This is a genomic window from Agathobacter sp. LCP21S3_B2 (assembly GCF_052118705.1).
GTDB lineage: Bacteria > Bacillota > Clostridia > Lachnospirales > Lachnospiraceae > Roseburia.
This window is the reverse complement of record NZ_JBQKGQ010000005.1, coordinates 40,268-53,416: the sequence shown is the minus strand read 5'-3', so window position 1 is coordinate 53,416 and position 13,149 is coordinate 40,268. Positions and strand designations below refer to the sequence as shown.

Annotated in this window: 13 protein-coding genes; 11 read left to right on the top strand and 2 right to left on the bottom strand. The window is 36.0% G+C overall.

What is annotated here, in order from left to right:
* Window positions 1-52 precede the first annotated feature (52 nt).
* Genes ACTQ1L_RS04885 through ACTQ1L_RS04865 form a run of 5 tightly spaced genes read left to right on the top strand, consistent with a single transcriptional unit; the run spans window position 53 to window position 3,377 of the window.
* The gene (locus ACTQ1L_RS04885) at window positions 53-700 is read left to right on the top strand and encodes a hypothetical protein (protein ID WP_441365717.1); all 648 of its coding nucleotides are present in this window, start codon (window positions 53-55) and stop codon (window positions 698-700) included.
* A gap of 13 nt (window positions 701-713) precedes the next feature.
* Window positions 714-1,328 carry a class D sortase gene (locus ACTQ1L_RS04880; protein WP_441365716.1) on the top strand — a complete coding sequence of 205 codons (615 nt, stop codon included), beginning with the start codon at window positions 714-716 and terminating at the stop codon, window positions 1,326-1,328.
* Window positions 1,321-1,719 (top strand): hypothetical protein, encoded by a 399-nt coding sequence (locus ACTQ1L_RS04875; protein ID WP_441365714.1) that lies wholly within the window; start codon window positions 1,321-1,323, stop codon window positions 1,717-1,719. The genes ACTQ1L_RS04880 and ACTQ1L_RS04875 overlap by 8 nt, the downstream gene beginning before the upstream one ends.
* Window positions 1,720-1,722: 3 nt before the next feature.
* Window positions 1,723-2,412, top strand: coding sequence for a SpoVG family protein (locus tag ACTQ1L_RS04870; protein ID WP_441365712.1), 690 nt, complete (start codon window positions 1,723-1,725; stop codon window positions 2,410-2,412).
* A 50-nt stretch (window positions 2,413-2,462) separates the two neighbouring features.
* A complete protein-coding gene (locus tag ACTQ1L_RS04865; protein ID WP_441365710.1) occupies window positions 2,463-3,377 on the top strand; it encodes a DUF6674 family protein in 915 nt (304 codons plus the stop codon).
* A gap of 79 nt (window positions 3,378-3,456) precedes the next feature.
* Here ACTQ1L_RS04865 and ACTQ1L_RS04860 read toward each other — a convergent pair whose 3' ends face one another.
* On the bottom strand, window positions 3,457-3,876 hold the full coding sequence (locus ACTQ1L_RS04860; protein WP_441365877.1) for a phosphoadenosine phosphosulfate reductase domain-containing protein: 420 nt from the start codon (window positions 3,874-3,876) through the stop codon (window positions 3,457-3,459).
* A complete protein-coding gene (locus ACTQ1L_RS04855; RefSeq protein ID WP_441365709.1) occupies window positions 3,813-4,457 on the bottom strand; it encodes a phosphoadenosine phosphosulfate reductase domain-containing protein in 645 nt (214 codons plus the stop codon). Before ACTQ1L_RS04855 ends, ACTQ1L_RS04860 begins: the two co-directional genes overlap by 64 nt.
* A 155-nt stretch (window positions 4,458-4,612) precedes the next feature.
* Between ACTQ1L_RS04855 and ACTQ1L_RS04850 the strand changes: the two genes are divergently transcribed.
* The 6 genes from ACTQ1L_RS04850 to ACTQ1L_RS04825 are packed head-to-tail and all read left to right on the top strand — an operon-like array spanning window position 4,613 to window position 13,148.
* Complete coding sequence (locus ACTQ1L_RS04850) at window positions 4,613-4,945, top strand: helix-turn-helix domain-containing protein (protein WP_441365707.1); 333 nt, start codon at window positions 4,613-4,615, stop codon at window positions 4,943-4,945.
* The gene (gene dndC, locus ACTQ1L_RS04845; RefSeq protein WP_441365706.1) at window positions 4,935-6,323 is read left to right on the top strand and encodes a DNA phosphorothioation system sulfurtransferase DndC; all 1,389 of its coding nucleotides are present in this window, start codon (window positions 4,935-4,937) and stop codon (window positions 6,321-6,323) included. The genes ACTQ1L_RS04850 and dndC overlap by 11 nt, the downstream gene beginning before the upstream one ends.
* Entirely contained in the window at window positions 6,310-8,448 is a 2,139-nt protein-coding gene (locus ACTQ1L_RS04840; RefSeq protein ID WP_441365705.1) for an AAA family ATPase, read from the top strand. The genes dndC and ACTQ1L_RS04840 overlap by 14 nt, the downstream gene beginning before the upstream one ends.
* 3 nt (window positions 8,449-8,451) lie before the next feature.
* On the top strand, window positions 8,452-8,832 hold the full coding sequence (locus ACTQ1L_RS04835; RefSeq protein ID WP_441365704.1) for a DndE family protein: 381 nt from the start codon (window positions 8,452-8,454) through the stop codon (window positions 8,830-8,832).
* Window positions 8,829-10,022, top strand: a complete 1,194-nt coding sequence (locus tag ACTQ1L_RS04830) for a cysteine desulfurase family protein (RefSeq protein ID WP_441365702.1) — start codon at window positions 8,829-8,831, stop codon at window positions 10,020-10,022. The genes ACTQ1L_RS04835 and ACTQ1L_RS04830 overlap by 4 nt, the downstream gene beginning before the upstream one ends.
* Before the next feature lie 15 nt (window positions 10,023-10,037).
* On the top strand, window positions 10,038-13,148 hold the full coding sequence (locus ACTQ1L_RS04825; RefSeq protein ID WP_441365701.1) for a UvrD-helicase domain-containing protein: 3,111 nt from the start codon (window positions 10,038-10,040) through the stop codon (window positions 13,146-13,148).
* The last annotated feature ends 1 nt before the right edge of the window (window position 13,149 follow it).

Genomic DNA, 13,149 nt, shown 5'->3' with positions numbered 1-13,149 from the left:
GCTTTTAAAGGCATCTTATGACAATCAGAGATATGGCTTGCAGGATAACTTTATGATTAAGTATCCAAAACTTATAAGGTCTGCAACAGAAAAACTTGCAAATGTCAGAGAGGATGTAAAGGCAAGGGATAAGGAGCTGATTGATAATCCGGAGTTTGCCATTACCATAGGCAAGGCAACTTACACAGAAAGAGTGGATGGCGGAACCATGATGCTTGAAGCTATCAGTAAGTGTAAGACAGGTGAGACAACTGCAATAGGTAAGTTTCATGGATTTGAGTTGCTTGTAGAAAAGAATTTCCTTGGCATCAATTATATGGTGCTTCGTGGAAAGACAGAGTATAAAGCTGAGCTTTCAACAAGTCCGGTCGGCAGTATGGTGAAACTTGAAAATCTGTTCAATGGACTTCATGAGAATATTGATTTCTTAGAAAAGAAGATTGAGCAGTACCAGAATGACCTTGAAGCATCAAAGGCTGAGTATGACAAGCCATTTGCATACAGCGAGGAACTGGAGGAAAAGCTTGCAAGACAATGTGAGCTGAATGCCCAGCTTGACCTTGAAAATGCAAAGGCTATGGATGCTGATCTTGGCGGACCTGATGAGGAAAGAGAAGCTGATGACAGGGTAGAATCTGCAGGAATTGTAGCAGAGGATAAAGGCACTTATACAGCCGACAGAGAGGGCAGAATACGATAGGAGAGTGGATTATATGAGCATAAGAAAAGTAGTCGCAGGACTACTGATTACAGCAGGGATTGCCATTATGGCAGTCCCTTTTTTCTGGCGTACAACCGGGGAAAAACAGACAGAACAGCTTATAAGCGAGTTTGAGCGGACATTGGAGGATGATCAGGATGAAAAGAAAGATGTGGAGGAAGAGCAAACCTCCATTAGTAAAGAGGATGAAGCCATTTTGGAAGAAGGCAATGTCATCGGCATTATTGAGATACCGAGTATAGATATCAGATACCCGGTGATGGAAGGGACGGGTTCAGCAGTTCTTAATGCAGGGATTGGTCATATACCTGAGACAGCAGGAATTGGAGAGAGGGGTAATTGTGTATTATGCGGTCACAATGGCAGCAGATATGGCACATTTTTTACACAACTTAATCAGATTTCGATAGGTGATGAAGTGGCAATAATCGACAAAAAGGGACAGACACATATCTATGAGGTGGCAGAAACTGAGGTGGTAAATCCTTATGATAACAGCATCAAGACGCAGGGCGAGGAAAAGGAATTAACTCTTTTTACCTGTTCACAGAAAGGAACCATGCGTTTTGTGGTCAAGTGCAGATATAAGGAGGCAGCTGATGAATAAAAGATACAGATTGTGTGATGTGGAAGAAGCAGTATCAGAGATGGATGAACTTATAGATGTAGATGATGATATTGCAGAGATTGACGATGATATGCAGCTGGTCATAAGTGGCTGGTATGTGTATATCGAAAGTCTAAACCTTTCTCTCAGACAGGGAGTAGCCTGTATATGGGATGAAGAGGAAGGATTATTTATGCCTGACTTTGATGTGACTATCGTGTATGAGGGAAACATCGAGACACAGGAGTGGCTCTACTATGAGCAGGATGGATTTGTTGTTACTCTTGGCAACTGGTTAAATGGCAGATTGTCAGGCGGACAAATAGAACAACTTTGGTGTGAGCTAATCATACCTGAGCAAAACAAAGTGGAAAAAGAAAGCGAGGAATAGCATATGAAGTATTCAATTAAGGTAAACGAAGTAAGAGCAAAAGAGGGCAGTAATGTCAAGGGATTTGCAACAGTAGTATTTGGGGATTCATTTAAGATTACCAATATTGCAATCCTTGAGAATAAGGATAAGGGAGAGCTTTTCGTATCCATGCCAAGATACCGCTCCAATGAGCGTGACGAAAGCAATGGTGTGATTTATAAGGATGTATGCAATCCTATCACAGCAGAGTTTCGAGAGGAACTTTACACAAATATCCTTGATGCCTATGCAAGAATCAAGGAACCGGAAAAAGAAGAGACACAGAAACAGGAAAAAGTACAGGAAATGCCAGAGTTTTCCGTAACTGTGACACCTTATGAGAAAGAAGGCAGCAATATCAAGGGACTGGCACGAATTTACTTTGAAAATAGTTTCATTGTAAATAATGTCAACATCCTTCAGGGTAAAGAGAAAATCTTTGTTTCAATGCCTTCGTATAAGACAAAGCAGATGGATGAGCAGGGTAAGCCAATTTATCAGGATGTCTGCTATCCGGTGACAAAAGATTTCAGAGAGAAGCTTTATAACAAGATTATCTCCGAATATGAGAAAGCAAAGGATAAGAGCAACGAAAAGGCAAGGGAGAGCGCAGAGAAACATCATGGTAATCCTGACAAGGATAAGGACAAAGAGGCTACACCCTTTCGATAATTAAACACAAGGGGCGGCCAGTGCTGCCCCGTATACAAGGAGGAAAACAGATGGAAGCAGAAAAGACACTTACAAATGAGGAGGTCATAAGGGAACTTCTCGAATTACTAAAAAAGAATACCATGAAAGAGCAGGCAAATGATGTATTTGAAATATGCAGTTATGTGGATGGTCTGGAGAAAAAGATTGATTCCATGATGGAAGAACTTACCAATATGCAGAATCAGATCAAGGAGATGCAGGAAGATACACTTATCAATAATGCAAAAAAGGCATTATCAGAGGCACAGGAGCGACTTAATACCAGATGTGAGCAGATAAAATCACAGATATTTGAGGTAAAGGAACAGGTCAAGTTTACTGCAAGGAGTATTGTGGACGAGGCGAAGGTTAAAGGCAGAGCTGCATTATACAGGGTATCGGAATTCTTAGGGATTAAGAAAAGACTTCTTAATGTACGTGAGTCTGTAAAAGATGCGATTGTATCTACGGACAAGGATATAGCAAGGACTGTACTGCTTGCAAAAGGATTTCGTGAGGCTGGACAGACAGTAGCCAATGCATTCCGCACTTTTGCTGATAAGCCAGAGGTAGATTATGCAAAGAAGGAGCAGAGGCATATCATAACAAAGGTAGTGCTTAGCCCAATGAAAGAAGTAAAAAAGATGCTTGTATCAATGAAACTTCATTTGGATGCATCTATTGATAAGCTGGATAATCTTGCAATGAATGTGCAGATTGATAAGGAAAAGTGTATGGAGAATACGAAGGACAAGGAACAGGTAGAGCCAGATAAAGCAAAAGCTGAGAGAGTTGAGACTGAGATTGTGTATGCTCCAATGGTTGCCGAGCTGCAGGAGTATCAGTATAATGCGGATGCATTTGAGGCTAGGGGTGCTACGAATGTGACGCAGGAAACATTACAGAAGAGCATGCCAAAGGTTAGAGAAAGTAAAGGCAGATAAGTATTGAGAGTTTTGTTTTTGACGGATTGCTTCCAGAGAAAGAAACCAATATATGGTTAGTCACTCTGGAAGCTTTTTGCTATACGGCTACATCACATTCAATCATCAAACCACCAAAATTACTGATAAAATAGGAATATTGTATGGGATGTGTTTCTTTAAGCTTTTTATAACGATTTGATTCTGGATCTTCGAGATGTACACCGAATCCGCAATACATGCAACCGTTTCGTTTGTATCCCATATTGTACAAATCAGATACCTTGACATTATACTTTTCAATGTATTCAAGAATATCACCTTCTGTCCAAAAAGAGAGAGGTTTACATTGATTGTCTTTGAATTTGAAGAATACATTGCAACCATTTTCAAGCCAGTCTTTTTCTCTTTGATAACTTTCTGATGCAAGAATACCTAAGATTACACATTCCATTCCTAGTTCTTTGGCTTTACGGCGGAGTGGTTCTTTTTTGAGCTTTTCACAGCATTTATCAGATATAGGTAATTCTTTATATTTATCATATTTCTAAAATTTCTGTTTATATAATCTATCGAGTTTTGTTTAGTCTGTTCGGTTCTAGCATGTTGATAGGTTCTGATGGCATTTGATACACGTTTGGAAAACATAGGATATCCATATCTTTCTACAACTTTTTTAAAATTCCACATCTCGCCTTTGGCATCTATAGGGAATACCGTGATGATATTGGTATGGTTCTCATTGATTTCCCATTGGATATGCTTAAGAGTCTCTGGATATTCATTTGTAGTGTTGGCAAAAAGATGTAGGATATTAGGATACAGCTGCTTGGCTATGTGAGATAACACCGTAGAATCCTTTCCGCCTGAATATGAAATATAACAATGCTTTTCACCGAAAGTTCTTATAGCTTGATTGATAAGAAATTGGGTCTGAATTATTTTGGCTTCGAGGGGCATTGCACGCAAAGAGGCTAAAGTATCACGGCGATATGAAAGGTACTCAGCGTGTTCAGCACCACATTTCTTACAATAGCGGGAATCACGACTATAACGCATGTTATCATCATATTCTTTGTCACATATTTTACAAACAAACATTGTTTTCAACCTCCCTTATTTGTTTTGAACTAACAAAATATTTGTATTTCTATTATAATACAAAAATATTGTTAGTCAAGTGGTAGAATACAAAATTTATTTGTAAAAATGGCCTAATTATAGTACAATAAAAAATTGGAAAGGTGGGCATTTCTATGGAAATTGGACGCAGATTATCTGAACTGAGAAAGAAAAATGGATACACACAAAAACAATTAGCGGATGCTCTCAATTTGTCTCAGCAAATTGTTAGTAACATAGAAAGGAATACCACGGCACCTGATGTGGAATTTCTACATGGTGCAGCTGATTTATACAAGATTTCTTTAGATGAACTTGTTGGTAGGAAAACACTTATCACTGAGGAAAGCAGCTATGAACAGCAGATATTAAATGTCGTTGAAACAATGGACGACACAAAGAAAGAGTTGAGCTTACGTTTGCTGAATGAAGTGGCTCAACAAAGAGGTGATAAGGATGGCGAATAGTTATTTTAACGAAAATACGTTAGAGGAGCTGATTGAAGAAATTAGATATGTATACAAATCCGACGACAGACCATGGGTTATTGGATATAGCGGTGGCAAAGATTCTACAACAGTTGTTGAACTTGTATATAAGATGTTATTAGGTCTAAGTCCTGAAGAAAGACACAAAAATGTGTATATTGTATCTTCAGATACATTGATTGAAAATCCGCTTATTAAGATTTATTTGAGTAAAATGAATGAATTACTAGGGGAAGCTGCTGATAGAGATAGGCTTCCTATAAAATCTGCAATGGTAACACCACCAGCTAATAACTCGTTTTGGGCAAATGTTATTGGTAGGGGATTTCCAACGCCTAGAATGAATGGAACATTTAGATGGTGTACAGATAGATTGAAAATAAATCCAAGTGGTGAGTATATACAGAAAGTCATCGACGACGAAGGGAAAGAGGTTGTTGTTCTTCTTGGAGTAAGAAAGGCTGAAAGTATTGCAAGAAAGAGAAGAATTGAAGGTAGAGAATTAGCCAACAGACTTCTAAATCGCCATGAAACAATTCAGGATGCATATGTTTACAATCCAATAGTTGAGTTAACAACAGATGATGTATGGGATGTTTTACTTAGATGTGATGGGGGCAGAACTCCATGGGGATCAGATAATAGTGAGTTGGTTTCACTGTATGCTGATGCAGATAGTGGTGAATGTCCTTTTGCAGGCGTGCAGGCTGGAGGACAGACACAAAGCTGTGGTAACTCACGTTTTGGATGTTGGGTATGTACTGTAGTAAAAGAAGATAAGTCTTTAAATGGTTTTATCAAAAGTGGGCATAGAGAATTAATTCCACTTGCAGAATTCAGAAGCTGGTTGATGAGTATTCGTGATAATGAAGAATATCGCGAGAAAAAGAGAAGAAATGGTACTGTTTATAAAGATAAGCAGGGCAATATGGGATTTGGACCTTTTAATTGGAAAGCAAGAAAGCTGATTTTAAGAAGATTGTTGGAAACACAGAAGACGATGGGATATGAGTTAATTACATTGGAGGAATTAAAAGCAATTGATGAAATATGGGATCAGGAATTGGATTTGTCACGAAGGGTGTTAGTAGAATTATATGAAGAAATCACAGGAGAGAAACTTCCGTGGTATGATTATAAAGAACCATTGATTGACAGTGAAACTGTGAATGAATTAGAGAAGCTGGCAGAGAAAAATGATGTACCAAATGAGCTGGTTCGTAATTTGCTGTTATCTGTTTATCAAAATAAAAACTATTCCAACCAGAGAATTTTAAGGGATGGAATGGATCGGCTACTTAATCAGCAGTGGTTACATTATGAGATAATTGAGGAGATTGAAAATGAAAATCAATAAAGTAAAATTATATAATTTCAGCTCCTATGAAGGCAATAATGAGTTTGATTTTGAGGTAACGGACAAAAAGAAAAATATTATTCTTATCGGTGGAAAGAATGGTGCAGGTAAGACCTCCCTTTTTACAGCCATAAAGGTTGCATTATATGGTCCACTGGCATATGGATATGTTGGAGCAAATCCTCACTACACATCAAAAATTAAGGATTTAATCAATTCAAAAGCATTTCAGCAGGAAACTGTAGAGGCAGAGGTACAGATTACACTGGAACTCAAGATAGAAAGAGAAATTAAGAGTTATATCATCACTAGAAAGTGGAATTATACTGCTCAAAAGTTGACTGAAGAATATTCAGTTGAAAAAGATGGCATAAAACTAGATGAGCAGGAATTATCATACTTTGAAAACTACTTACAGAGCATAATACCACCGGATTTGTTTGAGTTCTTTTTATTCGATGGAGAGGAAGTAGGAAATATATTCTCAACCAGCGCCTATAACACTTATGTAAAAAATGCTGTTTTTACATTGTGTGGAATGGATGTGTTTGAAATTATTAGAAAGTACACACATGGTTATGTATCAAAAAATAATTTAAGCGAGGATAACAATACGTTTGAAGAATATGAGTGTGCAAAAAAAGAGATTGAGTCAATGGAGTCCGAAAAGGAACATTTAGAAATGGATGTAAGTAAGCTGACGAAGGATTTAGAAGATGTGGAAGTACAGCTTACAGAGTTAGAGACTTCTTTCAAAAATGCGGGAGGAATATCCAGAAAAGAGAAAAAACAACTTGAGGACGAGTATAGCCAGGCTGAAAAAACCAAGACGGAAACATTGACAAATATTAAAATGTTTGTCGAAGGATTGATGCCTTTTTATATCTTGAAAGACTTTGCTGATCCAATTATGACCCAGCTGGATTTAGAGGAAAAAGGTGAGATATTTTATTATGTTCAGAGTAAGTTGAAGAGAAATGCAATTGAAGAGTTATTAAAAGATGATGTATCAGATGAAAAAATTAATCAGCTTATAGAACACCTACTTGATACATTCAAACCGAAAGGTTTTCATGATGGTATGGAAATGATGTTTGATTTATCTAAAGAAGATATTGGTAGAGTGAATGGAATTGTATCAGCACTTGAAGATTTCGATGCCAAAACTATGATAGAGACAATCAAGCGTCGGAAAGAAGCATCTGAAAGAACAGCAGAAATAAATCGTATTTTGAAAAATTCAATGTGTGAAGAAGATGTTAATGCCTTTGCACAAAAAGAGAATGAAATACTCAAAAAGAAGGATGATCTGACACGACAATTATTTGAAGCTCAACATAGGTTAGAAGATATTGGTAGAGAATTACAGATAAAAGAACAGATTAGAGATAAGGCGATGCAGACACTTAAATCTAACGCACAGAATAAACATGTGTATGAATTAAGTGCTGGAATATCTACGATGATGGAACAGTTCCTGGAAGAGAAGACCCTTAGTATAAGAAATCAGCTTGAAAAAGCAATAGTTCAGAAACTAAAGACTATCTATCGTAAGAATAATCTTATTACGCATATAGAGATTGGCAAGAATTTTGATTTCAATCTCTATCAAGATGAAACTTACAGCAGTAAGGAGCTTTTGACATTATATAGAAATCTTGGAAACTCAGAGTTTACAAACTTGATAGGAGCAAAAGGAGAGAAGAAACTTATAAAATTATTGAAATTGTCTTCACTTAACGAACTTAAAAATATTTCAGAAGCTGATATTGGCAATGAACAGATTCATTTATATAAAAAGATTGAACTAGGCAGACTGTCTAAGGGAGAACGTCAAATTTTCATTCTTGCATTATACTGGGCCATTATTGAAATCTCTGGTCAGAATATACCATTTGTAATTGATACGCCATATGCAAGAATAGATGCAAATCATAGACGAGAAATATCTGAAAAATTTTTCCCTAACATCAGTGAACAAGTAATTATTCTGTCTACTGATGAAGAGATTAATGAAGAGTATTACAAGATAGTAAAACCATATGTATCTAAAGAGTATCTGTTGATAAATGATGAAAATGAGAACAGAACATCTATAGAAAATCACTATTTTTTTGAGGTGTAGCCAATGATATTTAGATTAAAAACATCGAAGAGAACGCAAGAAATCTTTGAAGAATTAGAAAAAAGAACAAATTACAAGCCTTATACATTGGTAAAACATGCAATAGCTTGGTCTCTAATGGAAAAAACACCTGTAGGAGATTATAAATCAGATTCAGATGGTTTGGATTTGAATAGACAGACGATTACTGGCGATAACGATACGTACTTTAAGGTGCTTATTGAACAGGTAGAAGGAAGATATTTGTCAGATGAAGAGTATTTTCCACAGTATGTCAAAGCTCATATAGACAGAGGAAGCCAACTCCTTTTAGATATGTATAATCATGCGGGAAATATGGATAAGTACATTCTGCAAGTTTTAGGAGAGGGGGACACAGTGTGATTTATTTAGATAATAGTGCAACCTCACCGATTGATGAGGAAGTTAGAGATGCAATGCTTCCATATCTTAGTGAGGAATTTGGGAACCCTTCAAGTAAATATTATTGTAAAGCAACGAATGCAAAGGCTGCTGTAGAAGAGGCAAGAGAAAAGGTTGCAAAGCTCATTGGTGCTAAGCCAGAGGAGATAATATTCACAGCTGGAGCAACAGAGAGTACCAATTTTATTATCAAGGGATATTTGGATTATAGAAAATATTATGGTGATGGAAAAAATCATGTAATTACATCGCGTGTGGAGCATAAAGCGACTCTGAATACATGCAGGTATTTAAATGGAGAATTGTATTCAAATAATGATCCAACCATATCTTTATTTGGAGAGAAAAAAAGGGTAGATCGGGGATTTGAAGCATCATTTGTTGGAGTTACCTCTAATGGAGAAATAAGTGTTGAAGAGATAGAAAAGGCTATAAAAGAAAACACTGCACTCGTATCTATACTTTATGTAAATAACGAAATAGGATCGATTAGTGATGTGAGTAGGGTGTCCGAGATTTGTAAAAGTCATAATATAGCACTGCATTCTGATTTGACGCAGGCTTTAGGAAAATTAGAAATCGATGTGAAGAAATTAGGAATCGATTATGCATCATGTTCTGCCCATAAAATATATGGTCCAAAAGGAATTGGGGCAGCATATATGAAGTCTGATGCATATGGTATTGCTCCGATTACTGCATTTATGCATGGTGGTGAGCAGGAATTTGGATACCGTGCAGGAACACACGCAGTGCATAATATAGTTGGTTTTGGAAAAGCTGCTGAGATTGCACTTAGAGACATGAAAAAAAATGAAACTCATATTCAAAAGCTCGATGAATTATTGCTACATGGAATTGCAAATATTGATGGAATCCATACTACGGTCAATGAGTCAAAGCGTATACCTGGAATTGTTAGTCTTGTAGTTGAGAAAGAAGATTTCCATAATGAACGATTTATTAAGAAAATTAGTGAAGAAGTAGCGTTATCCACTGGATCTGCTTGTAGTGCCGGAGAGCCTTCCTATGTAATTCAGGCATTGGGATTAGGTGATAAAGTTACTAAGGTGTTAAGGGTTTCAATCAATAAATTTACGACTGAAAGTGATATAAATGAGTTCATAAAGTTACTTAGAGCAGAAATTTAGGAGGACAGATGCGTTATGGCACTAATGATGGATAATAAGCCAACTGAATATAAAGGTGAAGCATTAGTATGGGAAAAACTATCTTCATTATTGCCTAACGATGTCGTTGTATATAATCATCGCGAGGTTGTAGATGACAGAGAGTTTGACTTTGCCCTTTTGATTAAAAATGTTGGAATAATGGTAATAGAAGTTAAGGGCTGGCAGGCACAGTATATTTTTGATGTAAAAAGCCCAGATGAAATCATTATTGAAGGAGAGTCAAAAGTATACGGTTCTCCGGAAAAACAGGCAAGAGGATATAGATTTGACTGGTTGAATTTCCTTAATGATCAATTTGGAATCAGTCCAGTTGTATTATCAATGGTTTGTTATCCGTTTATTTCTGAGAAGGAGTACAGAGATGTAAGACTTGATGTAGTATCTTCAAAAGATTTTACTATTTTTTCAGACGACTTAAGTTCTGCTAGTAAGTTGGGACAAAAGATTTCAAATGCATTTGTGAAAAAGAAACCTCTTAATAGTACGCCTTTTGATGAAGGTGCAATGGCGGTGGTTAGACAATACTTTGAACCGTCATATAAAGCAAAAGACGAACAAATAACAGAAGTTGCTGATGCGTATTCTATATTAAAAATTTTCAATGGAAATTTATCCGAATCAGAAACAGATGATTTAGTTAATTCCTATTTTTCGGGGACAAAGGTAATAGCCTTTGTAAAGAAGGAAGATGATTTAAACATGATTGCCTCTAAGATTGCAGATGGATTCCGAAAAAGAGGTATTATATCTGATAAAGGAGATATTAGATTAGCCGAAGCTGATGAAGTGCAGCCAGAGTTTTTATGTAACGATAACTCGTTTAGAATATTTAATTTTGAAATATATATACACAACCTTGATTTGGATACGGATGAATTTATTGTTGTTGAGGGGCAATACACAGAACAGCAGGAGTCAGTTCTTGAGGGTGTTGCAAATTCTACAAACTGGAATTTTGATCAATATAAAGTAGAACATGCTAAAGGGAACAAAAACATACTTGTTCAAGCGGGTGCTGGAACAGGAAAAACTTATTCGATGGTATCCCGCATTGCGTATTTATGCTTAAGTAGAAGTCACTTTGTAAATAATCTTGTAGATGAAATTGCAATGGTAACATTTACGAACGAAGCGGCTGATAACATGAAGGTGAGACTAAAACAATATTTTATGAATTGTTACATACTCACCAAGAATAAGAAGGTATTGCATGAAATAGAAGCAGTTGATTTGATGCAGATATCTACTATACATAAGTTCGCAAAAGTCGTGTTACAAAGCACAGCTATGGAGTATGGATTGGGTGCAGAATTTGCAATTTCTTCAAGTGAATATGCTAAAGAGCAGGTATATGAAAAATATTTGAATGATTTCTTAGTAAGAAAGCAAAAAGAAGAAGCTAATTTTGCGCAACAACTAAGAATGCCAGTACATAAATTCCGAAAATTACTGATGCATTTCTCACAACAGCTTTATAACAAAAGCTACGGAATAAAAGAATTAAAAGCTGAGAATTTAGGTACTTTTGAGGAATGGCCATTTTTCAATGAAGTTATTATGGAAGTTATGATACCAGCAGAAAAAGAATACGAAGAGCAAATTTTCTCTAAGAATAAGATTGATCTTAAAGAAAGCATGTTGCTATTAAATGATGCGGTGAATGGAGCTTTTAGGGAAAAATGTGGTTTGAGATATAAATACTTGTTTATTGATGAATTTCAGGACACAGATGATGTACAAATAGATTCTTTTTTGAAATTACAAAATGTAATAAAAAATGTAAAGCTATTTGTAGTGGGAGACTTAAAGCAAAGTATTTATCGTTTCAGAGGGGCAACAATTAGTGCTTTTGATTTAATCAGAACGGATGAATCTCAGTGGGAAGAATTTTCGCTTACAATAAACTATCGAACAGATAAAAGATTGTTGGATAAATTTGATGGTATTTTCTCAAAAATGGGAAGTAGAGGATATTTACCATTCTTGCAAGGCCGAGATTCATTAAGTAGTAGTATTGATACTTTTCTTCCAGCACATGATTTGATTACTAAGTTAGAGTATGAAGGCGATGAACAGAGAATGGACGTTCTTTTTGCAGAGATTGAGAGGCAGAAAGACATTATCAAATATCTTTCAACACATCATAAACTTACAAGCAAGGATATGATGATTGCAATTCTTGTTAGAGATAATTGGCAAATTCATGACATTCTAGAAGAGGCAAAGGTACGCGGTGAATTTATCGAAACACAAGTAGGTGGAGATTTGTATCAACTTACACCTGCGTTGGATTTATACAAGCTGGTATTAGCATTATTGAATCCTAGAGATCCAGTATGCTTGTTTAATTTGATTGATTCAAATTATATAGGAATAGATTTAGATATACAAGGATTACACGGACTTGACAGAGAAGATCAGGTATCAAAATTAATAGAAGTTTTAAATCAGTATTTTATTGGCAAGTTAAATAGAAATTGGGAACAAATTATCAGTGATACCAAGATCCAACCTATATTGATGTTATTAAGAAATATTTATGAAGGTTGCCAACCATGGTTCCGTTACTCAGATAATGAAAATGAACAAAAATTCTATAAAGCAAATTATGAGTTGGTATTGGAGAAAATCATAAAAACGTATAGCGTCGATTATTTGACACTAAATGTAATTGAACACAGTATGCATATTAACATTGTGACAAAACAAGAGGAATTAGCACGTAATGTTGAAAATGAAACCGACGATATTAGAGTGATATGCACTACTGTGCATAAAGCTAAAGGATTGGAATATGGATGCGTAATTATGCCTTATATGGGTATGGATATTGCATCCATGAAGAAGGCGGATTTAGATGTATATGTTGAGAATGACAAATTGGCATATGGAATCAGAATCGGTGATGAACCAAATAAAAAATATAATTCCAATTATGATATATCGCAGGAACAAACTGAGCGAGTAAATGAAGAAAGTAGAGTATTATATGTAGCACTTACCAGAGCCATAAGAAATGTTGTTTGGATGAAAGACGTAAAATCCAAGAGTAAGATATCATGGCAGAATTTAATGGAGGTATAAG

Bases quoted from the DNA above. Each gene is read 5' to 3' on its own strand.
- ACTQ1L_RS04885 (WP_441365717.1), top strand. From the start codon at position 53: ATGATTAAGTATCCAAAACTTATAAGGTCTGCAACAGAAAAACTTGCA.
- ACTQ1L_RS04880 (WP_441365716.1), top strand. From the start codon at position 714: ATGAGCATAAGAAAAGTAGTCGCAGGACTACTGATTACAGCAGGGATT.
- ACTQ1L_RS04875 (WP_441365714.1), top strand. From the start codon at position 1,321: ATGAATAAAAGATACAGATTGTGTGATGTGGAAGAAGCAGTATCAGAG.
- ACTQ1L_RS04870 (WP_441365712.1), top strand. From the start codon at position 1,723: ATGAAGTATTCAATTAAGGTAAACGAAGTAAGAGCAAAAGAGGGCAGT.
- ACTQ1L_RS04865 (WP_441365710.1), top strand. From the start codon at position 2,463: ATGGAAGCAGAAAAGACACTTACAAATGAGGAGGTCATAAGGGAACTT.
- ACTQ1L_RS04855 (WP_441365709.1), bottom strand. From the start codon at position 4,457: ATGTTTGTTTGTAAAATATGTGACAAAGAATATGATGATAACATGCGT.
- ACTQ1L_RS04850 (WP_441365707.1), top strand. From the start codon at position 4,613: ATGGAAATTGGACGCAGATTATCTGAACTGAGAAAGAAAAATGGATAC.
- dndC (WP_441365706.1), top strand. From the start codon at position 4,935: ATGGCGAATAGTTATTTTAACGAAAATACGTTAGAGGAGCTGATTGAA.
- ACTQ1L_RS04840 (WP_441365705.1), top strand. From the start codon at position 6,310: ATGAAAATCAATAAAGTAAAATTATATAATTTCAGCTCCTATGAAGGC.
- ACTQ1L_RS04835 (WP_441365704.1), top strand. From the start codon at position 8,452: ATGATATTTAGATTAAAAACATCGAAGAGAACGCAAGAAATCTTTGAA.
- ACTQ1L_RS04825 (WP_441365701.1), top strand. From the start codon at position 10,038: ATGGCACTAATGATGGATAATAAGCCAACTGAATATAAAGGTGAAGCA.